Origin of the sequence: Pontibacter vulgaris, from assembly GCF_022758145.1 — a bacterium.
Classification (GTDB): domain Bacteria; phylum Bacteroidota; class Bacteroidia; order Cytophagales; family Hymenobacteraceae; genus Pontibacter; species Pontibacter vulgaris.
In genome coordinates this window covers 335,792-360,000 of sequence record NZ_JAJVDH010000002.1, presented here as the reverse complement: position 1 = coordinate 360,000, position 24,209 = coordinate 335,792, and the positions used below count along the sequence as shown (strand labels likewise).

The 24,209-nt window shown below is 45.3% G+C and carries 21 protein-coding genes, 2 tRNA genes and 1 pseudogene; 11 read left to right on the top strand and 13 right to left on the bottom strand.

Annotated elements, in window-relative coordinates:
* Positions 1–132: 132 nt before the first annotated feature.
* Positions 133–732, bottom strand: a complete 600-nt coding sequence (locus LWP20_RS02580) for a hypothetical protein (protein ID WP_242926545.1) — start codon at positions 730–732, stop codon at positions 133–135.
* Between the two features lie 423 nt (positions 733–1,155).
* Here LWP20_RS02580 and LWP20_RS02575 point away from each other — a divergent pair, with 423 nt between their 5' ends.
* Both LWP20_RS02575 and LWP20_RS02570 read left to right on the top strand, forming a co-directional pair.
* Positions 1,156–1,533: a glycine zipper domain-containing protein gene (locus tag LWP20_RS02575; RefSeq protein ID WP_242926544.1), complete on the top strand. Its 378-nt coding sequence runs from the start codon at positions 1,156–1,158 to the stop codon at positions 1,531–1,533.
* A 14-nt stretch (positions 1,534–1,547) separates the two neighbouring features.
* Complete coding sequence (locus tag LWP20_RS02570) at positions 1,548–2,042, top strand: hypothetical protein (protein ID WP_242926543.1); 495 nt, start codon at positions 1,548–1,550, stop codon at positions 2,040–2,042.
* 105 nt (positions 2,043–2,147) lie between these two features.
* Here LWP20_RS02570 and LWP20_RS02565 read toward each other — a convergent pair.
* The 3 genes from LWP20_RS02565 to mutS form a co-directional block, all read right to left on the bottom strand.
* Positions 2,148–2,231: transfer RNA gene (locus LWP20_RS02565), tRNA-Leu, on the bottom strand.
* Between the two features lie 80 nt (positions 2,232–2,311).
* Positions 2,312–2,384 (bottom strand) — tRNA-Gly (locus LWP20_RS02560).
* A gap of 195 nt (positions 2,385–2,579) precedes the next feature.
* Positions 2,580–5,207 (bottom strand): DNA mismatch repair protein MutS, encoded by a 2,628-nt coding sequence (gene mutS, locus LWP20_RS02555; protein WP_242926542.1) that lies wholly within the window; start codon positions 5,205–5,207, stop codon positions 2,580–2,582.
* Between the two features lie 204 nt (positions 5,208–5,411).
* Between mutS and LWP20_RS02550 the strand changes: the two genes are divergently transcribed.
* From LWP20_RS02550 to LWP20_RS02535, 4 genes are all read left to right on the top strand, one after another.
* Positions 5,412–5,942, top strand: a complete 531-nt coding sequence (locus tag LWP20_RS02550) for an RNA methyltransferase (protein WP_242926541.1) — start codon at positions 5,412–5,414, stop codon at positions 5,940–5,942.
* Positions 5,943–6,229: 287 nt separating this feature from the next.
* Positions 6,230–8,713 (top strand): TonB-dependent receptor, encoded by a 2,484-nt coding sequence (locus tag LWP20_RS02545; RefSeq protein ID WP_242926540.1) that lies wholly within the window; start codon positions 6,230–6,232, stop codon positions 8,711–8,713.
* A gap of 272 nt (positions 8,714–8,985) precedes the next feature.
* Positions 8,986–9,999 carry a dipeptidase gene (locus tag LWP20_RS02540; RefSeq protein ID WP_242926539.1) on the top strand — a complete coding sequence of 338 codons (1,014 nt, stop codon included), beginning with the start codon at positions 8,986–8,988 and terminating at the stop codon, positions 9,997–9,999.
* A gap of 258 nt (positions 10,000–10,257) precedes the next feature.
* The gene (locus LWP20_RS02535; protein WP_242926538.1) at positions 10,258–10,917 is read left to right on the top strand and encodes a hypothetical protein; all 660 of its coding nucleotides are present in this window, start codon (positions 10,258–10,260) and stop codon (positions 10,915–10,917) included.
* A gap of 8 nt (positions 10,918–10,925) precedes the next feature.
* Here the strand turns inward: LWP20_RS02535 and LWP20_RS02530 are convergent, their stop codons facing one another.
* The 3 genes from LWP20_RS02530 to LWP20_RS02520 form a co-directional block, all read right to left on the bottom strand.
* The gene (locus LWP20_RS02530; RefSeq protein ID WP_242926537.1) at positions 10,926–13,235 is read right to left on the bottom strand and encodes a M20/M25/M40 family metallo-hydrolase; all 2,310 of its coding nucleotides are present in this window, start codon (positions 13,233–13,235) and stop codon (positions 10,926–10,928) included.
* A 132-nt stretch (positions 13,236–13,367) separates the two neighbouring features.
* Positions 13,368–14,153: a TerC family protein gene (locus LWP20_RS02525; RefSeq protein WP_242926536.1), complete on the bottom strand. Its 786-nt coding sequence runs from the start codon at positions 14,151–14,153 to the stop codon at positions 13,368–13,370.
* A gap of 167 nt (positions 14,154–14,320) precedes the next feature.
* Entirely contained in the window at positions 14,321–14,818 is a 498-nt protein-coding gene (locus LWP20_RS02520) for a YajQ family cyclic di-GMP-binding protein (protein WP_242926535.1), read from the bottom strand.
* A 200-nt stretch (positions 14,819–15,018) separates the two neighbouring features.
* Between LWP20_RS02520 and LWP20_RS02515 the strand changes: the two genes are divergently transcribed.
* From LWP20_RS02515 to LWP20_RS02505, 3 genes are all read left to right on the top strand, one after another.
* Positions 15,019–15,450, top strand: a complete 432-nt coding sequence (locus LWP20_RS02515) for a GNAT family N-acetyltransferase (RefSeq protein WP_242926534.1) — start codon at positions 15,019–15,021, stop codon at positions 15,448–15,450.
* 6 nt (positions 15,451–15,456) lie between these two features.
* Complete coding sequence (locus LWP20_RS02510; protein WP_242926533.1) at positions 15,457–16,011, top strand: lipocalin family protein; 555 nt, start codon at positions 15,457–15,459, stop codon at positions 16,009–16,011.
* Between the two features lie 86 nt (positions 16,012–16,097).
* Complete coding sequence (locus LWP20_RS02505; protein WP_242926532.1) at positions 16,098–16,715, top strand: hypothetical protein; 618 nt, start codon at positions 16,098–16,100, stop codon at positions 16,713–16,715.
* On the opposite strand, the gene LWP20_RS02500 is transcribed toward LWP20_RS02505, so the two are convergent.
* Positions 16,688–16,939 (bottom strand): hypothetical protein, encoded by a 252-nt coding sequence (locus tag LWP20_RS02500; RefSeq protein ID WP_242926531.1) that lies wholly within the window; start codon positions 16,937–16,939, stop codon positions 16,688–16,690. The genes LWP20_RS02505 and LWP20_RS02500 overlap by 28 nt on opposite strands.
* A 105-nt stretch (positions 16,940–17,044) precedes the next feature.
* On the opposite strand from LWP20_RS02500, the gene LWP20_RS02495 reads away from it, so the two are divergent.
* Positions 17,045–17,584, top strand: coding sequence for a YfiT family bacillithiol transferase (locus LWP20_RS02495; RefSeq protein ID WP_242926530.1), 540 nt, complete (start codon positions 17,045–17,047; stop codon positions 17,582–17,584).
* Positions 17,585–17,652: 68 nt separating this feature from the next.
* On the opposite strand, the gene LWP20_RS02490 is transcribed toward LWP20_RS02495, so the two are convergent.
* The 5 genes from LWP20_RS02490 to LWP20_RS02470 form a co-directional block, all read right to left on the bottom strand.
* The gene (locus tag LWP20_RS02490; RefSeq protein ID WP_242926529.1) at positions 17,653–18,219 is read right to left on the bottom strand and encodes a GDYXXLXY domain-containing protein; all 567 of its coding nucleotides are present in this window, start codon (positions 18,217–18,219) and stop codon (positions 17,653–17,655) included.
* Positions 18,209–19,288, bottom strand: coding sequence for a DUF4401 domain-containing protein (locus tag LWP20_RS02485; RefSeq protein WP_242926528.1), 1,080 nt, complete (start codon positions 19,286–19,288; stop codon positions 18,209–18,211). The genes LWP20_RS02490 and LWP20_RS02485 overlap by 11 nt, the downstream gene beginning before the upstream one ends.
* Positions 19,266–20,243 (bottom strand): DUF2157 domain-containing protein, encoded by a 978-nt coding sequence (locus LWP20_RS02480; RefSeq protein WP_242926527.1) that lies wholly within the window; start codon positions 20,241–20,243, stop codon positions 19,266–19,268. The genes LWP20_RS02485 and LWP20_RS02480 overlap by 23 nt, the downstream gene beginning before the upstream one ends.
* A 109-nt stretch (positions 20,244–20,352) precedes the next feature.
* Positions 20,353–20,880: a DUF2911 domain-containing protein gene (locus tag LWP20_RS02475; RefSeq protein WP_242926526.1), complete on the bottom strand. Its 528-nt coding sequence runs from the start codon at positions 20,878–20,880 to the stop codon at positions 20,353–20,355.
* Positions 20,881–20,972: 92 nt separating this feature from the next.
* On the bottom strand, positions 20,973–22,214 hold the full coding sequence (locus tag LWP20_RS02470; protein ID WP_242926525.1) for an alpha/beta fold hydrolase: 1,242 nt from the start codon (positions 22,212–22,214) through the stop codon (positions 20,973–20,975).
* A 184-nt stretch (positions 22,215–22,398) separates the two neighbouring features.
* On the opposite strand from LWP20_RS02470, the pseudogene LWP20_RS02465 reads away from it, so the two are divergent.
* Positions 22,399–24,151 (top strand): annotated as a pseudogene (locus LWP20_RS02465) (ABC transporter ATP-binding protein).
* Positions 24,152–24,209: the final 58 nt, after the last annotated feature.

Sequence of the window (24,209 nt, the reverse complement as noted above, 5' to 3'; positions counted from 1 at the left end):
TTGGTAGAGAAAGTATAAAATTCAAAACAGAAAAAGCTCCCGTTATCGGGAGCTTTTTCTGTTTTCATAAAAAATTAAGTTACAGCAATGGAAAGCATTTAAAAAATTTTGCTGCATTAGCTAGCTACCGAATTAATGCTTTCCTTTGTATTGGATAGCTGTAGCATCTCTACCACCTTCAAACAAAATACCATCTGCAGCGCGGCTCTGCACTTTCTTTACCATCTGCTGAACATCTTCTTCGATTGAGTTATTCATAAGGCCACCTGTTACTAGTGACTTAACTTTAATGCCACCTGTTTTTGTGCCTAAGGTTGTATAATCCTGCACTGGTTCGTTCATTACAAAAACAGGGTATCCCATCACTCTCGAAACTTTGGCATAACCTTTCGTTTTCGATGTTCCTTCATCAGTAAACTGCACACCTACTATTCTTTTACCGGCACTGTAAATAACGGCATCAACACGGGCATTTTCTTTCGTAACTTTTCTTATAAACTGCTCAACTCTGTCTGAAATGGTTTTATTAACTACACCTCCTGTTAATAAAGATTCTGCCTTTAGACCTGATCCCGCATCCACCACAACTTCATATTCTCTTAAAGGCTCGCATAAAATATATGCCTCTACTCCATTTATCTTTCTAACCTTGGCCAGGTTGTCTTTAGACTGTGCATTGCTTGCATTAATTGCAAAAAAAGCGAAGGCAATAAAGAGTATAATTCTTTTCATAAAACAAGTGTTAAGAGTGTTTTGATTATGATTACTTAATAATTGATTCAGGTCAGATAAATGCAAGTATAAAATTTAAATGACTTAATTATTTGGAAAACACCCTCTTGAATTGAGTCAAATAAATATTTTATTAATCCCAAAATTATTTTAAATAATATAATATCCAAATGTTTTAATTAATTTTTTTTATTGCACATGAAAGGCAGATTATCAACTGAAAATTTACTAATGTCAACTTTTTGATATAAGAAGTATAATATACAATTTTACACCTGATTAATTGTAAATACTAATACTCACGATTTCTTGTTATTAATATCTCATAACCTTTTATGTTATAGCATAAAATACACGTATACTATTAAACATTTTATTCAAACTGGCACTATAATCATATAGTACCAGTTAAACCAACTATACATGTTAGTTATGAAACTTTATGTGCAAAAAGGTACGGGAGAAAAGGTATACTTGAACTCTACTGCACCTACAAGACCCGAGTTAGTAAGAGAGTTAGGAAGTGAGCAATTTGATTTATCAATAGGGAGCTTTCATGTCAATGATGTGTTTGCAGAGACAGATCCATACTACCATACTCCTTCAACTGGCTCAACAATTGGCGCTACAGTCGGAGCAGTAGTAGGATTTCTAGCGGGTCCTGTTGGCTCTGTTATTGGAGGTATAGCAGGGGGCATTATAGGTAATCAACAATCCAATGAAGACAGTAAAAAAGTAGACCAGTTTAATAACTCTAAGTTACCTGAGTCTATTATTTATAATGAGGCACAACACGCGTAGAACCACTCTAACAAATGGATAAAAAGCAAGTAGATTGGAAGTGGTTATTTATATTAATACTTGTAGGTACAAGCTTATTTTTTGTTTACAAATTTCAAGGTAAAATTATATATTATTCCATCATAACACTTAAATACAAGGAATTAAATATCTTTTTAACTGGTGGAACTTTCATTGTAACTATTCTACATAAAATTAAAATTGAAAAGCCTTCTTGGGATTGGGATACGACATTCAATCAGTTTTACGAACAATTCAAGAAAATATCAGGCATGGTAACTAAACCAGCCGCTGTTGCTAGTTCTTTTGCCCTAATCAGAGGCTTATATCTACAAGCTTTTGACAATACTTGTAAGTCCTGTTATTTCAAAAATTTCGCTGATGCTGAGATAGTTTTTTTGTGGGGCGTCGCGTTATATTTAATATTTAGCACAGTTACTGATGTAGTTAAACGCCTCATAGAATTATTAATTACAGAAAAAACTGAAACTGCTCAAGGAAGGAAATAAAGTTAATCTTTTTGATCAACCATAAAATTGTTACTAGTTTGTTACTCAGGCAACAATAAAGGGCTGTAAGTTATTAACCTACAGCCCTTTATGCATTACAATCAGTACCAGGAGCGGGAATCGAACCCGCACGTCCTTGCGGACACAAGATTTTAAGTCTTGCGTGTCTACCAGTTCCACCATCCCGGCTTCCATCCGAACCGGCGTCCGGAGGATGACTTTAAAAAACAAAGACGTTGTTTATCACAACGTCTTTGTTTGCCTTTTTGAGCGGGAGACGAGGTTCGAACTCGCGACCTCGACCTTGGCAAGGTCGCGCTCTACCAACTGAGCTACTCCCGCTTAAGTCATTTACTATTCCGCTTTTCGTTTCCGTCCTAGCGATTTAGTGATACAAAGATATAGACAAAATTCGACTTGTCAATAGCCCCTCTAAAAATTTTCTCTCTCTTTTGCGTTTCCTACTGATTTTCAGAGAGAAAAATTTCAAAGTTTTTTAAAGAATCTATTTCAGAGAGCAAAAGGAAGCAATACTTACTACCTGATTGCCTCCTTTTGCTTGTCCTGTAAGAGTAATTTAACTTCGTTCAGTTTCAGCAAAGCCTCTACCGGGGTAATTGTATTAATATCCAGCTGGCCAATCAGGTCTTTTACACGTTCCAATTGTGGGTCGTGCAGCTCAAACATACTTAGCTGGTAGTTATTTTTTGGCGCCGTTTTCATTTTCTGTTGTGGCGCCTGGTCTGTTACCTTTTCCTGCTCCAGGTGGTGCATAATTTCGTTAGCCCTCAACACCACACTGTTAGGCATACCGGCCATTTGGGCCACATGTATACCAAAGCTGTGCTCACTGCCCCCTTCCACCAGTTTGCGCATAAACAGGATTTTCCCGCCTGCCTCGCGTACCGATACGTTATAATTCTTCACGCGCGGAAAATCTTCGGCCAGTTGGTTCAACTCGTGGTAGTGCGTTGCAAACAGCGTTTTGCCTTTATACTTTGGATGGTTATGCAGGTGTTCTACAATAGCCCATGCAATTGAAATACCATCGTATGTGCTCGTTCCTCTTCCGATCTCATCCATCAGCACCAAACTGCGGTCTGAAAGGTTATTAAGTATACTTGCTGTTTCGGTCATCTCCACCATAAACGTAGATTCGCCTTTCGATAAATTATCTGAAGCACCCACACGCGTAAAGATCTTATCGATGATACCTATACATGCTGCCTCCGCCGGAACAAAGCACCCGATCTGCGCCATCAACACAATAAGAGCTGTCTGGCGCAGCAGCGCGCTTTTACCTGCCATGTTAGGGCCTGTAATAATGATGATCTGCTGCTCTTCGTTGTCCAGAAAAATATCGTTCGGCACGTAAGCTTCGCCTAATGGCAACTGTTTTTCTATTACCGGATGGCGGCCTTTCTTAATATCCAGCACATAAGACTCGTTTACCTCAGGTTTAACATAGTTGCTGGCCAAGGCTATACTTGCAAACGAGCTGAGGCAATCAATAACACCAATTACTTTTGCGTTTTGCTGCACCTGCGCCACATAATCTAAGGCGTGCAACACTAACTCATTAAACAGGCCAAATTCAATCGTATAAATGCGCTCTTCAGCGTTCAGGATCTTCTCTTCATAGGTCTTTAACTCTTCGGTTATATAGCGCTCAGCATTAACCAGCGTCTGCTTGCGTATCCAGGTTGGAGGCACCTTGTCCTTGTGCGCGTGCGTTACCTCCAAGTAGTACCCAAAAACTTTATTATAAGCTATTTTAAGCGAACTGATGCCGGTGTTCTTTATCTCGCGCTGTTGTAGTTGCGCCAGGTAATCTTTACCAGAAAAAGCAATGGCACGCAGTTCATCAAGTTCTGCATGTATGCCATCATTTATCATGTTGCCCTGGTTTGTTAGCATCGGAGCATCCGGGCGAAGTATGTTTTTAATTTCTTCGCGCAATCCATCACACGGCACTAACTGGTCGGCCAATTTTACTAATGCAGGTATAACACTGGCGGCCAGCATTTTTTTGATCGGCTGAATGGCATCCAGGGCCTTAGCAAGCTGCATTAACTCACGCGGGTTAACGCGGCGCACAGCCACTTTTGAGATCAGGCGCTCAAGGTCGTTTATATTTTTCAGGTGCTGGCTCAGCTCATCCAGTAGCTCTTCATGTTGCTTCAGGGCCTCTACCGTGTCCAGGCGGCGGCGTATCTGGGCAACATCCTTTAGTGGCAACACTACCCATTTCTTGAGCAGACGGGCTCCCATAGGCGTTATGGTATGGTCGAGCACTTGTATAAGCGGCACGCCCTCCTGGTGCTGTGGGTAAATAAGCTCGAGGTTGCGCACCGTAAAGCGGTCCAGCCATACGTACTTGTCTTCTTCCAGCCTGGAGATGGTAGCAATGTGGCTGATCTCGTTGTGATGCGTTTCGGACAGGTAATGAAGTATAGCACCTGCCGATATGATCGCTTCGCTCATGCCCTCTATACCAAAACCTTTAAGAGATGTAGTGTTGAAGTGGCGTGTTAGCGATTCGTAAGCAAAATCATAGTTAAACACCCAGGGCTCCAGGGCATAGTATCGGAAGTCGGGGCCATAGCTTTCAAAAAAGGATTCTTTCTCGCTCTTGCAGAAAAGCACTTCGGCCGGAGCCATACTTTGCAGCAGTTTGCCTATATAGTTTCGGTCGCCTTGCGCGGTTATAAACTCCCCTGTAGACACATCCAGCAAGGATACGCCAGTTTCCGTTTTGCCAAAATGCACCGCAGCCAGATAATTGTTACTGCGCTTTTCCAGTACCTGGTCGTTAAAAGAAACACCGGGTGTTACCAGTTCGGTTACGCCACGCTTTACAATCCCTTTTACCGATTTTGGGTCTTCGAGCTGGTCGCAGATGGCCACGCGCTCGCCGGCACGTACCAGTTTAGGCAGGTAAGTATCAAGGGAGTGGTGCGGAAAACCGGCCAGAGCAGTTTCGGAAGGCGAACCTGCACCACGTTTAGTCAAAACAATATCTAAGATCTTACTTGCCTTTACAGCATCCTCGCCGAAAGTTTCGTAAAAATCGCCCACCCTGAACAGCAACAATGCCCCCGGATGCTTCGCCTTAATGGCGTTGTATTGTTTCATCAGTGGGGTTACGGTGCTTTCTGCTTTCATACTATATTGGTAATTAGAATTCTGATTTATGAATCAGGGATGAATTAACCCACCCCTAGCTCCTCCGAGGAGGGGATTTATACTTTCTTCAACAACCAACTATAAACTATAAGTTTGATTTTAAAGCAAACAGCCTGACCTTTGCAGCACGCTACAAAAAAGAAAGTCTAACATCTAATGTCCAGCGTCTAATATTTAAATAAAATGCGTAAACTTTCGATGGATGAACTTAACCGCGAGTCGGTTGAAGAATTCAAAAATAAGAAAAAAATACCGTTAGTCTTGGTGCTCGATAATGTGCGCAGCCTGAATAATGTGGGCTCTGTGTTCCGTACCGCCGATGCTTTTATGGTAGAGAAAATATACCTGTGTGGCATTACCGGTACCCCACCGCATCGCGACATAGAGAAAACGGCCTTAGGCGCAACCGAATCGGTAGAATGGGAGCACGTACCGGGCACGCTGGAATTGGTTTTGAAACTGAAAGAACAAGGCTATAAAATCGGATCGGTAGAGCAGGCAGAGAATAGCCTGAAGCTGAATGAATTTATACCTGAACCCGGCCAGCATTATGCACTTATACTTGGCAATGAGGTATTTGGCGTGGAGCAGGAGGTTATAAACGTATCTAATTTTGTGCTGGAGATTCCGCAGTTCGGCACCAAGCATTCGCTTAACATATCGGTAGCAACAGGTGTGGTAGTCTGGGATTTCCTGAGCAAATCGCTGGCGTAGTAATTCCCGGATATACTCTGGTGGCATAGCAGCACGGTTGGCAAGTATAAGCCGGCCGTGCTGCTTCAGTTTCAGGACTCTACGCTCTCCTATACTTAACATTCTTTTTCAGGTTATTTTAAACCTAAGCTCCGTTAGTTTGTCCTACCTACAGGTTAAGCCACAGCGGGGTTTTATACTTTTCACGTATACTTTCTGCACAGGCCATCCCTCCTGCTACCGATTCAACACCAATACCACCTGCCCTTTTCCTGTACTTTATTTACCTGGTTTGCAGATCAACTACTATGAAAAAATGCTTATACACGCTCTTTGTTATACTTTCTTTTCTTAGTTCGGCTACTACATTATATGCTCAGGATCAGCCTGTAGGCACTTCAAATTCATTCGGCAAGGTAAGTGGCACGCTGCAGGATGGGGCTACAAAATCTCCTGTTGGTTTTGCAAATGTAGTGCTGCTCTCAGCCCGCGACTCCAGCCTTGTTACAGGTTCTACTTCCGATCAGCAAGGCAGATTTGTACTGGAGCGCGTGCCGGTTGGGCGGTTTATACTTCGGGCCTCCATAGTGGGCTATCTAACTAAGTATGTACCTGATATTTCTGTAACAGCCTCAGCGCCGCAGGTTAATATTGGCTCCATTGTATTAAGAGCTACATCAACCAAACTAAGCGAAGTGCAGGTTACTACAGAACGCGAACTGGTGCAGTATGACCTTGATAAAAAAGTTGTAAATGTAAGCAAAGACATTGTGGCCCAAAGTGGCTCGGTAGCCGAAGTTATGCAAAACCTGCCTTCTGTAACGGTAGATATCGACGGCAATGTAAGTATGCGCGGCAGCTCCAATGTAACCATACTTATCGATGGTAAGCGCTCCGCGCTCAGCAACCTCACACTCGATCAGATCCCGGCCAACCTTATCGAAAAGATAGAACTCATTACTAACCCATCGTCAAAGTATAACCCCGAGGGCACTTCAGGCATCATAAACCTGGTAATGAAGAAAGAAAAAAAGCCCGGTTTTCATGGTTCGGCTTCTGTAACGGCCGGCACTTACGATAACTATAACACCTCGCTAAACCTTAACTACCGCTATTTTAAATGGTCTGTGAACGGCGGCTATGATTTCAGGCAGCGCTCGCGCCCCGGCACCAGCAACAGTTTTACCACCAACTATTACCTCAACGATGCCGGCCTGCCCGACAGCACCAGTTACCGCCAGCAAAACGGCGACCGTTACAGCACCGATGTGTCGCATAACTTCCGCCTCGGCACCGATTACTTTCTGGCCCCGCGCAAAACCTTATCAGCCTCTGTTTTATACCGCTTTGGCCAGGACAAAGGCCGCAATAATATACGTTACCGTTTTCTGGATGAGAACCAACTGCAACACAACGAGCGCACCCGCAACACAAGCGATCTGGAAGATGAAAAAGCCATGGACCTTACCTTGGGGTACCGGCAGACCTACGAACGCAAAGGCCAGGAACTGACTGCAGATGTTGTGTTTAATACCAATATTGATGATGAAACCAGTCGTTTTGTGGAGTCAGATATAGCATCATCAGACCTGGCAGATGTGCAGGAAACGTTAGTGGATGATAAAAACATGGAGCTGGTAACTAAAGTTGATTTCGTGTACCCAATCTCGGAGAACAGTAATTTAGAAACAGGTTTCAGAAGTTCGTTTGAGCGCCTTGATGAGAATTCGAGATTCTTTAACCAGAACCCTGCTACCGGCAACCTGGATTTTAACTCCGACCAAAGCAACCACTTTGTATTCGACCAACAGGTATATTCTGTGTATGGTAACTACAGCAACAAATTTAACAGCATCAGTTACCAAGTGGGCTTGCGTGCCGAGCAGACACTTACAAAATCAGATCAGCGTACTCAGAATCTCACCTCTGACAAGAGTTACTTCAGCCTTTTCCCGACCTTGTTCATCACCAACGATTTTAATGACAACAACAAGCTGCAGTTTAGTTACAGCCGCCGCATTAACCGGCCGCGCAGCCGTTTCCTGAATCCCTTCGTGGACCGCTCTGACCGTTTTAACCTGAGCTACGGAAACCCTAATCTCAACCCTGAATTTATAAATGCACTGGAGCTCGGCTACCTGAAATACTGGGGCGACCTTTCGCTTAACAGCACTGTTTTTTACCGCCGCACCACCGACGAAATAGAGCGCTTCCGGACACCGACCACTGTTATACTTGACGGCGATACCATACCCGGCACCGAAACCACTTTCCTGAATCTGGCCAGCAATTCTTCGTATGGTGTTGAGCTGGGCTTAAATTATACATTGGCAAAATGGTGGCAACTAAACGGTAGCGTGTCGGGTTTCAGAACAGAATTAAACACCACTCAGGGCGATACAGAACTTAGCAACAGCCGCATCAGCTGGAATTCCAAACTTAATTCTACCATGACTGTCTGGAAAAACATGGACATCCAGGTATCTGCTTTTTACCGGGCCCCCATGGCCGATATCCAGGGCCGTATGGAGCAAATGTTTAGCGCTGACCTGGGCGTAAAAAAGGATGTTATGAAAAAGAATGGCACTATCTCGTTGCGTGTATCAGATATCTTTAATACCCGCCAGTTTAATTTTCTAAGCTATGCCCCCGAGTTCAGAACCGAGAGCAAGAACCGCCGCCAGAGCCGCATTATTTACCTGGGCTTTACCTACCGCATCAATAGCGAAGGCGACCAACGCCGCCGCCAACAACAAAACCAGCAGGATAGCGGGGATGAAGATGAGTTTTAGTTTTATAGTTACAATTATTCAATTGCTCCTCCTTGACTAAGGAGCCCAGGACGAGCCCTCGCGGGCTTGGAGCGAGCCTAAGTAAGTATAAAATGAAACGAATGGCAGGTAAGACAGAGGAAGCAGGCTATAATTGAAAGTATAGCCTGCTTATCTATTAAGCAGCTTTAACTATGAAACTATATCAGATTGTCCGATAAGCTCGAAACAACAACCTCTATTACTTTTTCTCTTCTCATTCCGTATCTTACCAAACCATAAATTAACAACTCATGAATCAAACCAAACCTGCTGCTTTCCCGATCATCGATATGCATTGTGACCTTTTGTCTTACCTGGCTGATGTACCTGGTGCGTCGATGGATAAGCTGGAAGATATAGGATGTGCGGAGCCTGCACTTAAGCAAGGCAATGTGAAGCTGCAGGTAATGGCCATTTACTCAGCAGTAGAGCCCGGCAGCAGTGCGTATGGTTTGCTACAAAGTGAGGTGTTTAAAAAACTGGCCGAGGGTTCGAACGAGTGTTTTATGGCCGTTACCGATAACGAAACCTTACACCAGGCCATGCAAGGCCGTGCCACAGGTATGGTAGCAGCCATCGAAAATGCTTCCGGGTTTTGCGAAGAAGATGATACGCTTGAAGATGGATTTAAAAAACTGGAGAAGATCATCGAAAATACAGGCAGGGTTCTTTACATCAGTTTTACACACCAGTATGCCAATCGTTTTGGAGGTGGTAACATGACCACCAGCGGCATTACCACAGAAGGCAAAATGCTGCTCGATTACCTGCATGGCCGCCGCATTGCTGTAGATTTTTCGCATACCAGCGATGCGCTGGCATTTGATATCCTGAACCACATTGACGCCGAAAAACTTGACATTCCTATACTTGCCAGCCATTCCAACTTTCGCCCGGTTTGGGACCATAACCGCAACCTGCCCGATGAACTGACACAGGAAATCGTTCTTCGTGAGGGCCTGATAGGAATAAACTTTCTGCGCCATTTTCTGAACGCCACCGAACCGGATGCTTTGCTGCAGCACATTTTGTATGGTTTTAGCCACGGAGCTGAAAATAGTATCTGTTTCGGAGCCGATTATTTTTATACTGCCGGCGATCCGGACCCATCGCGCTACCCTTATTATTTTAAAGAATATGAGCATGCCGGCAACAGCTATACTTATATATTGGCTAAACTACAGGAGCAACTTTCGCAGCAACAATTGGAAAAGCTAAGCTATGGCAATGCGCAGCGGTTCCTGCAAAAATTGTGGGCTGTATAAGCTTTAATTTATACTTGTTTAATTAAGCTCTATAAGCACTCCGAAAGTATAAGTTCTTTAAATTCTGCAAAAAACACTGCCCGTTGGCAAGCTGCACAGGTTCATTTACAACATGTTTAGGCGCAATAACCAAACTTCGCTTAAATTTTATATATAGAAAGTTTGCCATGTGTTAAAAAACTTCGTATACGGTCTACGGCACCTGTTACCTGGCTTCCAGGCTGCTCCAGCAATCGTACACTTAGCAAGCTTAACAGCATGGATGCTTCAGAATATACGCCATACTACCTCCAGATAAACGAGCTTTACATTGATACCGTGGTTATTGATGACACCGAGTTTATTACGCTCTGGTGCTTTACCATGCTCGACGATGAGTATAAGTTTATTTACCTCGGCTGCGATTTCACACAATTCAACCAGATTTTGATAGGGGCCGGCGATAAAGGCAAAGAAATTGCCCTCCACATTGCCAGCGTACTCAACCAGCCCTACGACATACCTACCCTAATTCCAGTAAAAGAACAGTTCGGCGATTACCTGGAGCTTACCGGTTATGATATCATCGTGTATGAACCCTTATCTGTAGATGATGATTTTGAAGACGAGTACGACGACGACGATGACCTGCCACTGGACAAATTACTGGGTGCGCAAACCGACCAGACATCAAAAAAATACCTCATCTACCAATTAGATAAATTATATCCTTCTAAAGTTTTTGAGCCGGAGCAACTTTCTAAAGAAGCCCTCACAGAATGCTTCGAAGACGACTCGCTTGAACTTGCCCAGCTATATTATGATTACCTGAATGCAGCCGAAAACGGCTATAACGAATGCGAGGCGCGCCAGGTAGCTGGCCTCGAACGGGAGCTTTTCTTCAGAATGGCCCGTAAGGCCGCCGACCTCTGGAAATAATCCTGCCCCTAAAAACTATAGTCTTTCCTAACAATGGTCAGGTTACTGTCGCGGCCCTGCTCTGGTATAACGTGCGCCGGTCTGGCCTTTTTTACCAATTGCTGTGGCAAACCTATACTTTGGTCGTAAAGCAGTAAGGTCAGTTTATTATCCTGGTTTAGTTTCACTTCCAGCATCACTTCATTAGACTCCGGCAAACCATGCACCTTAATATGGTAATAAGTATGGCCTTCTGCTTTAACAAGCTGCAACAATAATTTTTCTCCGTTCAGGCCGGCTTCTATTTTATCATCCTGATTTTCAGGTTGCAACATTACCTCCAGGTGCGCCGCACCTCTCTGCGAACGCAGTTTTAGCTGTATCGCCCTTCTTCCATTAACTATAGTTTCCTTAACCAGTTCTGCTACAGGCGCCTGCAGGGCAATTGGTTCCGCCTCATTTTTAAGGAAGCCGCGTGAGGCTGTAGGGTAAATTTCGGTTAGCGGTGCGGTTATAGGTTTTGTAAAAAACTGTTGGTTCCAGTCGTCGGTTTGCTTAAAAGCAGAGGCCCAAACAGCTTGCTTTGTATCTGCATTGAGGTAGTAACTTATATGGCTATGCAAAGGGCGCTCCGCGGAGGGGGCTTCGCCGGCTACAGCACCGGCTAGTTGTATGCCACCAGCCAACAGAAGCAAAAACGGCAGCAGTGGCCATACTTTCAGGCTAAAACTACGCTCCAGTATAACCAGCAACGGCAAAGCCAGGCCAAGCAACAACAGCAACACTGCTACCATAGCCACAGGCAATTGCAGGGCAAACACAGTAAACAGCAGCTTCACAACCGGTAATACGATGAATATAGCAGGCAGCAACGCCACCAACATTATCAGCATATAAGCCCAGCCAGTCTGCTGATCCAATCCTTTTAACAATACTACCAAGGTGCCACTTAAACAGAACAGCAACGGAAAAAGGAACAAGTATGAAGCCGATGGTACCAGCAAAAAAACAGCCAGTAACAGCACAAACCATAGCAGGTAAATGCCCATCACCAGCGAAAATAACCTCAGCCGGCGCAGCACTACCCAGGCCAAAAGTATAAATAAGCCAAGTGCAAGCAGCAGGTAAGCCATAAAGAAACTATTGGAACCATACACGCCATTATGCGGATGGGAGTAAGTTAGCAGGCTGGTAACAAAAGCGTTTAACGGAAAGAACAAGCCTGCAATTATAACCAGCATCAGCAAGTATAAACCGAAACCTGCGATTACTTGCAGTAAGGTAAAAGCCTCCTTCTTTACACCAACTATAAAAGTTACCACCAGTAGCAGCGTAGCAATAGCAGCCAGTACCATGTTCAGCCAGGCAGGGTAATGCACCAGCCAGGTACCGGCAGGGTTAAAGAATACCTTATCTGTAGCCTTTGTGTTATCCAGCGAAATATTGCCGAAGTGACGTGCCAGAGCCAGCATGTTGCTGCCGTGGTGCTGCAAACTATTCTTGTCCAGGTTTTCGGGAGAGTCGGTTAGTTTGTGGTAGTGCACAAAACCATCTATTACAGCGGAGTTTACGCCGGTGTAGCCTTGTTTTCTGAAAACGGTAAAATCGGTATCGTTGGGCATGTTACGGTATACTTCGTAAGCCAGCGAATTGGCAATCGGGTAAGGGGCAGCTTTTGCAAACTGTTCTATTACCCAGCCGTTTTCAGGGCTTATTTCGAAGGTCATGCTGGGGCCGCTGTTGCCCCGAGCTTCAACATTTACGATCATGCCTACTCCTTTTGCCCAGGGGTAGCGCAGAAAAGCTTTAGCGCCGTAAAGGCCATACTCCTCCCCATCTGTCATCAGGAAAATCACATCGTTTTGCAGCGGTTTACCTTGTTTCAGGGCTCTTGCCGTTTCCAGCATGGCAGCAATACCAGCACCATCGTCGCCGGCTCCGGGCGTGTTGGGTTGCGAGTCGTAATGCGCCATCAGCAATACGGCTTTGCCATTGCCGCTCCCCTTCAGCCTGCCTATTATATTGTATACATAGCCTGCCTGGGCAACAGGCCCGGCCTGGTCTGTTGTGGTAGTTGCCTGAATCTCAGGTTGCAGCCCCAGCTCTTGCAGCTGGCTTATTAAATAGCTTCGCACCTTGGCGTGCGCTGGCGTGCCCATCGCATGGGGTTCACGGGCTATCTGCCGCACATGCGCCATGGCCCTTTCTGCTGAAAACGCTGTAGCCGGTGCACTGGCAGGCAGTGCCTCAGGTGCGCGCACCAGGTAAATGCTAAGTATGGCAAGTCCGGTGAGGGCTACAAGAAGTATAAAAGCCGGTGCGTAGTTGCGTTTTTGCATGGAGACAAAATATAGTATATCAGAACTCTAATATATAAACTTATACTTTATACTTCAGCAGGTGAGCACTTTAAACAAAAAAGGCTTCCGGCAAATAACACCGGAAGCCTTTAATAATGCTTGTTAAGGAAGCTAGTCGATAACGGTATACTTGTCTTCGTCCAGGATCTCGTTCTGGCGCAGGTGTACCGGAATGGTTTTCTTGCGAAGTTTCATGTTCAGCATCTCCACCATCAGCGAGAAGAACATGGCAAAGTAAATGTAGCCTTTCGGAATTTCTACGTGGAAGGATTCTGCCACCAGCATTACCCCTATCAGCAGCAGGAACGAAAGCGCCAGCATTTTTACGGTTGGGTGCTTGTTAACGAAATCGCTTACATACTTGGCAAACAATAGCATAATACCCATCGAGATAATTACGGCTATGATCATGATCATCACGTTATCTACCAGGCCTACCGCTGTAAGTATAGAGTCGAATGAGAACACAATATCTATCAGGATGATCTGAATCAGGATCTTGCCTAAAGTTGCACTTGGTTTGGCTGTTCCATGGCTTTCTTCTTCGCCTTCCAGTTTGTTGTGTATTTCTGTAGTGCTTTTAGCCAGCAAAAACAGACCACCGGCAAACAAGATCAGGTCACGGATAGATACTGACAGTTCGTTCGCTGTAAATGGAAGTTCCAATGTAAACAACGGTTCTTTTGCCTGCACAATGGCACTGATGAAAAGCAAAAGTATAACCCTGAAAACAAGTGCCAGCATCAAACCGATTGTACGGCCTTTACCCTGCTGTTCTTGCGGTAACCGGGCGACAATGATCGAAATAAACACGATGTTATCTATACCCAGCACTACCTCCATAAAGGTCAGGGTTAGCAAACTGATCCAGGTGTCCGGATTAGCAAAAATCTCCATAAGGTTATATTGTTAATTATTTATTGCTGATTGGTAGACTATGGTCTTGACATTCAGCTGTTCAGCAAAAGTACTGTAATAAGTATGAGATTTGGTTTTATTGCATTGCAGGAAATGATCTATTGTTATACTTCGCTGACAATCAATAAGTAACAACTAACAACCAATTAGCTTTTCATGTTGATGAACTGCAGCGGCATGCCAATTTCTTCGGTCTTGCTGCGCATTAACCCGATTACTTCCTGCAGGTCATCAATCTTTTTACCGGTTACCCTGATCATTTCGTCCATAATGGCAGCCGATACTTTGGTCTTGCTGTCTTTTATAAGCTTCATGATCTTTTTAGAGGTTTCTTTATCGATGCCGGCCTTTACTTTTATATCCTTCTTTACCATGGCACCCGACTGGTAATGCTCTTTCGAGAAATCAAGTGCCGTTGCATCCAGTCCCTGCTTTACCATTTTGCTGATGAGCACATCCTCGGTATGTTGCACACGCATCTCGTTCTCCATTACAATATGCACCTCGTTGTTTTTCTTATCGAATTCCAGCGAGCCTTTTGTATCACGAAAATCGTAACGGTTCATGATTTCTTTGCGGGCAGTGTTTACGGCGTTGTCCATAGTTTGCGGATCAACTTTGCTTACGATGTCGAAAGATGCCATAGTTTCTTTAGCTTTATTTTAAATTTAAGTTTACACGGTTTAGAGACAACAAAGTTATTTTAAATTGTTAATTGTTGGCGCCTAATTCTTGATTGAAGTACGCATTTAGCGGGTAAATAAAAAAGTAGCTAACCACTGCCTCAGTTTATTCACCAAATTAAGCTTAGGTTATACTTTAACTCACAACACACAGACCGGCTATGCACATTATACAACCTCATACTTCTGAAGAGTTCGAACAATACTACAGTCTGCGTTACGACACCCTGCGCCGCCCCTGGAGCCAGCCGGCAGGCAGCGAACGTGCCGACGATGATGCTACGGCTACCCACGCCATGCTGGTAAACGACGCTGGTGAAGCTATAGGTGTTTGCCGCCTGCATTTGCACACCCCGCAGGAAGGACAGATCAGGTTTATGGGAATAAGGGAAGACCAGCAAGGAAAAGGGCTAGGGAAATTGCTATTGGATTACCTGGAAGAACAGGCCCGAAGTATGGGCGCCACCACCATGACGCTGCAAGCCCGTGAGAGAGCTGTAAACTTTTACCGCCGTTGCGGGTATGAAGTAATAGAAAAAACCCACTTGTTGTTTGGCAGCATACAGCATTATAAAATGACGAAGCAACTCTGATAAACTATGAACAGGAACACGAAAGCGGCATTAATAAGTATAAGCGCATTACTGTTAGGCAGTTTGGCCGTTAGTAGTTGCAGCCGAACGTATGCCCCGCTGGCCACAGTTCCTGAAGTAGACCTGAACCGTTACATGGGCAAGTGGTACGAGATCGCTTCTATTCCGCAACGTTTTTCTAAAGGCTGCCATTGCACCACGGCCGAGTATAAATTAAATGCCTCTGAAGGCTACGTGGAAGTATACAATTCTTGCCGGAAAAACAGTGCCTCTGGCAAATTAAGTGATGTAAAAGGCAAGGCTTACCCGGTAGATGGCAGTAACAACAGTAAACTTAAAGTACAGTTTTTCTGGCCCTTTAAAGGCGATTACTGGATACTGGAGCTCGACAAGGATTATCAGCATGTTGTGGTAGGCTCGCCTGACCGTGAAAGCCTCTGGATACTTAGCCGCAAACCCACCCTCGACAAAGAAACCTATAACCAACTTGTTCTAAGTGCTAAAACCAAAGGATTTCCGGTGGAGCAGCTACAGCTTATGGACCAGGGTTGTAATGAGTAAGCTGTAGTATACTGGCATAAATATTGCTTAAAGCTAATATACTATAAGTTTTTATAGGCATGCCATCTTCTAACGCTTAACTAACTATGCAAAATATCTTTACTGCTCTAATTTTTGCGCTTTTGTTAACTGGTTGCGCTTCTGCTGTCAATACTACTACCAGCACTGTACAGGCTCCTGAAAAGCACTATACCAGTATTATGACGCTGGTTGCTAACATCGATGCTGATTTCAGCCAACTGGACTCTACCACTTACGAAAAGTACTTCAAAGGCAAGTTCAACAACCTTGAACAATCCAGGTATCGCTCCCAAATGGAAAATGCATTGTTTAGTGCATTAAGAGAAAACCAGGTACAGGTTATTGGGTCGTCGCAGGTGTTTAAAGTTAATGATAGTGTAGGCTATAGCCAATTTTTAAAAGAAGTGCAGAAAGCCGGCGTAGACGGTATTTTGTTTGTTAACCGCAAATACCAGGGTATAACCCTGACCAAGACAAACGACACCAATGATGCTAATTTATACACTGAGCAGGATGGCACCCGGGTAGTTTTTCATTCTTACCTGATAAATCCGCAAACACTGAAACCGGTTTGGTACGCTAATACCACCGCAAGCTACGACATGGCAGAAAGCACCTTAGCCCGACAGCTTCAGAAAAAGTTAAAGCAACAAAACTACATAAACACTCCGCTGGTACAGTAACCAAAACTCCACCTGCAGCAAAGTATAAACCAGCCCTTTCTTATGGCCGCTTCATTAGTTTGCGGCCTATACTTCATCCGTAAAGTATAAAACCGGGAGAATTTTCCGGAGTTTATACTTTGCTGCAGCATTACCATACTTTCACTTTCATTCTGATTTTTCCTGCTGATGCGCCATGTTACAAAGTATAGCGTAAGATTTTTATACTTTGGTGTAACAGCCATATTAATACAAGGCTGCAATTTGCAATAATTACAAAGCTGATTATCCTGCGGATTTTAGTTAAATCGCGTACCTTAGTTAAGTAAACATCTCTTAATCCGCGAACTATGAAAGACCAAACTCCAGATTCGTTACGCTACCCAATCGGACACCACAATGCAGCTCAGGTTATAGACGATGAAAAGCTAAGCCAGCATATACATGCTATTGCCGAACTGCCCACTTTGCTTCGCGATGCTGTAGATGGATTAACGAAAGAACAACTGGATACACCTTATCGGCCCGGCGGCTGGACGGTTCGCCAGGTTATCCACCACCTCCCCGATTCGCACCTGAATGGCTACACACGCCAGAAACTCGCCCTCACAGAAGATAAACCAACCATTCGTACTTATGATGAAGTAGCCTGGGCAGAACTGCACGACGGGAAATTTGGTGCGCCTGAGTTCTCGTTAATGCTGCTGGATGCCCTGCATAAGCGCTGGGTATTATTGTTACTGAGCCTCACACCCGAACAACTCGAGCGCAAATTCATACATCCGTTAACCGGTGAGTTTACTATTCGCCAACACATTGGCCTGTATGCCTGGCACGGCGCGCACCATCTGGCGCATATTACGGAGTTAAAAAAACGGATGGGTTGGTAACTCAACAGCATCATGGCCTGTTACAAAGTATAGTTTAAGTTAAAACTATACTTCCTGGCTATTGTCATTTATTGATTCTGCTCTTTAATTCTCTTTGGTTTCAGCAGTTGCCGGTTTTTATCATAAAGGCCTACCAGCACGCTGTTTCCTTCTTTGTCCACCCGCAGCCCGCCATACTCTGCCTGTTCAAACGTTTTAGCCTGGCCTTCTTCAAAAAAGTATGATTCTGCCCCCAGGTTAAGTGCCCAGTCGCCTTTGGTATACTTCAGCAGCAGTTCGCCTTTGTGCAGCGGTTCTTTTTCGGGTTGATATCTTACCAGTTGTGCCACTTGTTGTGCATCTAGTTTTATCACAGCATAGCCACGGCTTTCCAGGCTGTCAAGGGTCTGTTGCTGTTGTCCGGGTTGGTTGATCAGGCTATCCTGGTTTTGTTGCTGCCAGGGCTGGCTGATGGCATAACTCAGACGCATGTAATCGCCTTGCATCAGCGAGCGCGGATCTACAGGAGCCAGCTTGAGCAGCACCAACTCACCTTCTTCCAGAATATCCTCCTTCTCCACCACCGACCAGTTCAGGTATGCCAGCACCAATACCAGGTTTACCAGCACTACTATAGGTTTCAGGTTATTTTTCATGCGCTCTGATGTAACGGTTAAGCAAGTATAAGCCTCCTAAAAACAGGCAGCCAGTAAGCACCAGTATTCCTGATTTTGCCAGCAGCGTGAGCTCCAGATTATAGTAGTACAGGATGATGAAATACCCAAGTGCCAGCAAGCCAACTATAAAACTCAGGTTATGACCCATGTAAAAACTGACCAGCACAATAAGCAGTGCGCCAGCCAGTGAAGGCGTAAGTATAGTTGGCGCCAGAATCGTGATGCAGCAGGTATAAACTATAAATTGCGTTTTAATATCGGTAACACCGGTATCCTGCATAATGCGGCGCAGCACAACCAGCAACGCAACTATAAGCAACAGGCTGGCTAACCAGAGATGATCAAACTTTTCAGGGAAAAAGTTGTGATGGGCCAGCAGGATAAGCAAACCAATAAAAGCAAACACCAGCCCGATACGTACAGGCGCATATAGTTTAGCCAGCCTCGGATGCTGCGCAATCAGTATTGCCTCGTTCAGGCTCAGGTAAGTAAGTATGGCCGCCATCATCCCGACATGCACATACAGCAGCTCGGGCACATCATAAATAAGCGGCAGACTGATCAGGCTTCCCCAGAAAACCAGCGTGGCAAAAAACACCAGTACCGTGCTTCCCGAAACAAGTATAAACACCAACGCTATACCTGCCAAGGCAAGCGCCAAAGCTGTATCTCCTGTTACAAACTCCGGTAAACCAAACGCGACCATGTAGTACCCTATAATATTTAGCGATACGCTCATCGACTCCAATAACAGGTCGTTCCGCAGCCGGTTAAGCACTTCGGAGCCAACCAGAAATACTACACCGGTAACCAGCATCGCCGTCCTGGAATCCAGCAGGCCGGTTGTCATCAGGAAACCCAAGAAAAAGCCTGTCGCCAGAAAGCCTCCGAAAATGGTGAGCAGTTTAATGGGCAGGTTTGTGTAGAGCGATGAGCTCCAGTGTGACTCTTTCTCAATTTTGGCGGCATCAAAGGTAAAGTTGTCGCCTTCTTCGTGCTGTATGGTTTGCAGCACTTCCTGCAGGTTATAGTTCTCTTGCTGTGGCATGCCAGTTTCGGTTCAGGTGAATAATTTGGCGAACGAGCAGGGTTATACTTGCCACAACAAAAAGGCTGGCAAACAAAAATACCATCTCCGGATTATCTTTCTGGATGCGCACAATGCCGGCAGCTCCCACTACAATTAAAGAAAAAGGAATAACAGAAAGGTAAAACAGGTCGCGGCTACGGTAGCCATACCAGATGCCAACTGTATAGGCAACAGCTGCCAACGCATAGCAAAGACCTTTGTCACCGGAGCTATAGTCATCAAACATAAAGATGATCATACTCATGGTAACAGGCACCAGCACAGCAAGTGTTGCTAACCTCGGGAACCACTTGCCAAACCGACTGATCCTGCCTTTGCTGTACAACACCTCCCAAACCACTACAGCTGCAGTGTTTATTCCAAACAGAATGTCCAGCTCAAATGGGAAAGCTAAGCCTGTAGCCACCTGCTCCACATAAAGTATAAACGTGGTATTAACGAGCGCCATAAAAATGATCCAGAGCGGCTGAAAGCGCGCTACCAATACCCAAAGTATAACCCACATCGTCCAGCCCAGGAAGAAGTCGTAGGCGTTAGCCCCGGTCTGGTAGATCTGCCCGTAAACAGCAAACAACACGCCCACCAACATCACAGAGGCTATCAGCAACAGGTTCTTTACCAGTTTACTCCACCTGGTAAAAGCGGCCAGTACCGTAACAGCCATCAGCAGAAACTCTATTAACCCTAGCTTCAGGAACTTGTGCATCTCATCCCAGTTGTAAGCGAAAAAGAACACGATACCTGCCACTACAAAACCGCCGCCCAGCATCAGCAAAAGCAGCTGCATAAACCGGATCCATGCAGTTGTATCGGCGTAGATGTACTCTTTCCGGAACCATGCAGCTATACTTTGCCCGCGCCAGTTGCTGTGCCGGGCAATGCTGTAGATCAGGTCGCGGGTTATTTTCTGCATGAGTTTTATCCTGTTTAGGTACAGGAAGATACAAAAGTTGCTATAATCAAACAACAAGCCCCTGCAAATCCGGATTTGCAGGGGCTTGTGAGAGCAAGTATAAATATAGTTACTTTTTAGCAGTAGTTATCTTCACCGGCACTACCATGTTTTCCCAGCTCAGCAGCAGTCCTTCGCTATTCACATCATACTTCAGGCGCTCGTTCATGGTTGGGGCTGTGTGTGGTGTAACAGTTACACGCAGCGCGTCTTGTTTCTGATCATACTGTGTACCCCACTGCTTGGCAGTTTTGTTAAAGATCACGGTCCATTTGTCTTCTGTAGGTATAGTATAGAAACTATAAGTGCCAGCGGCCAATGGCTTACCTTCCACCATCACCGCCTTGTCGAAAGTTACAGTTGTAGCTTCGTTGGCACCAGAGCGCCATACCTCACCGTAAGGCACCAGCTCGCCCCAGATGGTTCGGCCTTTTACGCCCGGGCTGCTATAGTTTATAGTTACCGTGGCATCTCCTACTTTACCTGTAGCTGTGGCCGGTGGACTTGCCTTCGGTTTCTGATCCTGGGCCATTACTGAAGTCGAAAATACAAACGCCAGCAGCAATGCGAGCAAGCTAAAAATACGCGTGTTCTTCATAGTGATTCTCTTAAAGTGAAATTGAATGATGATATTTTACAAACACCCTATAATTACGAAATTAACGCAGAAGGGATAACTGAAAGTATAACCTACCTGCTTTTGTTTAGCTCACTGATTTTTTCCAGGTTGTTGCGGCTGTTTTTAAGCGTTGAAGTATCTTTATTTATAGTTGCCAACTCAATGGCTTTGTTAAACTGCTGTTCGGCCTGTTTTAATTTGCCCTGCTGCATCAGAGCTTCTCCAAAACTATCAAACGCATTTGCTGACTCCGCAAACTGAACTGTGTTATACTTAAAAATCAGCACTGCCAGCGTTATAGTTTCCGGGTTTTTGAGTTGCTGGTAGGCAATTGAGTTTATAGTTTGCTCATTAAAGCCTGAAACTTTTAAAGCATCAAACACAACAGCTTCAGCTTTCGCATCTTTTCGTTTTTTCAGGTAAGCAGTGGCTTCTGTAAATTTACTACTTAGCAGGGCCATTTTAGCTTCGTGTTCTTCGCGTATCTTCTGCTTTGTTGCCGCTTGTGTTACCTGATTTATGGCATTCACTACCAGCTCCGGCTCTTCGCGGTGTATGTTATGGCCGCTATTGGCAGTTATAATGTGCGCGCCGCTGGTAAACTGGCCGAAGAATTCGCTATGTAATTTTCGCCATACTTCCACACCTGCTGGTTCATGTAAAAACAACTCAGGGTTCGTTCTCTTCTGCACCGATGTAAGCACTACAGCCGGCACCTGCGACAACTTTCCAAAATCAGGCAAAGTACCTTTCTCGAATAGCTGGTTGATTAGCTCATTTTCCTGCTTAAACTTGTCGGGCATAAAACTGTTCTGCAACTCCACATCCTTTTGAGCTTTCACAGGATCAATCTTCTTTAGTTCCTGCATCAGCTTTTCATGTGCCGGGTCTACAAACACCAGCCCCTTTACTTTGTCCGGATGCTGCGCAGCGTACGCCCTGATAATAAACGCCCCGTACGAATGGCCAACTAAAATGAATGGAGCTTTCAGGTTTGCCTTTTCGATGAGTGTAGTTAAACTCTGCACAGCCTGCTCCAGTGTTTGTGGTTTTGGGTTAGGTTCAGATTTTCCGGTGCCTGCTCTGGAGTATAGCATTACCTGGTTAGTGTTCATCACTTCAGAAGCCACTTTGCCCCATATTTTATAATCTGTACCAAAGCCGGATTCAAAGATTACAGTATACTCGCCTGTGCCAGCCTGTATCATCTCCAAAGAATGATCCCCGACGTTCACCAGTTGTGTTTGTTGTGCCATTGCCAGCGCCATATTCCCGAAGAAGCACAGCAGCAGTAAAGTTCTTTTGATCATCATAGTTTTAGTTTGTTAAGGTGTTGAGTTACCAGATCTGAAATAAACTAAAGCAGCAGGTTAACATATGGCAGATGCTATATTAAAGAAACAGGTTGCCTGACCTGAATTTATAGTTTGCCGAACCACTGAACTGTACACATATCCCGATGCCTGCGTAAGTATAAGCCATCACTATTTTTTATTCATGCGCGTACTCTGGAACTACTTAAAACCCCATCGCGGGCTGGTTATACTTTCACTCATACTTGCCGGAATTAGTCAGGTGCTGGCCCTTGTCGATCCGATCATTTTCGGGGAGATAATAGACAAGTATGCCACGCCGCCTTTTACCATGACCAGCGACGAGCGGGTGAAAGGTGCCTTGTGGTTAATGCTCCTGGCAGTTATAGTGGCGCTGCTCTCGCGGTTGGCAAAGGCAGGAGTATTTCACCAACCTGGTGGTGCAGAAATTCGGGGTGCAGATCTTTAACGATGGCCTGAAACAAACCCTGAAACTATCTTACCAGGAATACGCCAACCAGAACAGCGGCGAAACGCTTTCCATACTACAGCGCGTGCGCCGCGACACCGAACGCTTCATCTCGGCTTTCATCAATATCCTGTTCTCATCTATAGTTGGAGTGGGCTTTCTGGTGTGGTATGCGGTTACCAAGCACTGGGCGCTGGTTCCCATTTTCGTGATCGGTATACTTATACTTGGTGGGCTCACCAGTCTGCTCAGCGCTAAGATCAAAACCATGCAGCGCTCCATTAACCGTGCCTCCAATAAAATGTCGGGTGTGATTACGGAGTCGTTGCGCAACATTGAGCTGGTAAAAAGCCTCGGCCTTACCTACCCCGAAGTACGCCGCCTGCGCGAACACACCGAACGCATTTTTGAACTGGAAATGGCCAAGGTAAAGCAGGTGCGTACCTTGTCTTTTTTGCAGGGCACGGCGCTTAACCTGCTCAAGCAATCTATACTTTTCACGCTGCTGTGGCTTATTTTCAGGGATGTGCTGACGACGGGCGAGCTGATCTCAATGCAGTTTATTTCAGTCAGCATATTCGGGCCGCTGCAGGATCTGGGCACAATTATACTTACCTACCGCGAAGCCGAGGCATCCCTCCAAAATTTTGACGACCTGATGAACAAGCCGGTAGAAACACGCCCTGAATCGGCAATTGATATTGGCCCGGTGCAGCAACTGCGTTTCGAAGATGTGGTGTTCAGGCATAAAGGTGCCAAGCAGAATGCGGTAGATGGCATCTCTTTCGAAGCCAATTCCGGTGATACCATTGCTTTCGTTGGTCCGTCGGGTTCTGGTAAATCTACGTTGGTAAAGTTGCTGGTTGGCTTGTATAAACCTGTGAGCGGCGAAGTATACTATAACAATTACCCAACCCACGAAATCTGGCTGAATGAAGCGCGGCGCCAGCTCGGCTTTGTTACCCAGGAAACCAACCTGTTTTCAGGAACTATAAAAGAGAACCTGCAATATGTAAAACCCGACGCCACCGACGAAGAAGTGCTGACAGCTATGCGGAAAGCATCGGCTACTAACCTATTATCCCGCTCCGAAAAAGGCATTCACACCCAGATTGGCGAAGGCGGCCTGAAAATGTCGGGTGGCGAAAAGCAGCGTTTGTCTATAGCCCGTGCTCTTATCCGCAACCCGCGCCTGCTCATTTTCGACGAAGCTACCTCTGCCCTCGACTCCCTTACCGAAGAAGAAATTACCAGCACCGTCCGGGAAATTTCCGCATCAAGAGAGCAGATAACTATACTTATAGCGCACCGCCTGAGCACCATTATGCACGCCGACACCATTTTTGTACTCGAACGAGGCAAGATTGTAGAGCAAGGAAACCACGCCGAACTGCTGGAACAAAAAGGGTTATATTATGCCATGTGGCGCCAGCAGATCGGGGAGCGTAAAGCAGAATTGATCAGGTAGACGCTTGCAGCATGCACAGTTCCTGCAAGCGCCTAACAGGCAAAGGCTAATATATAAC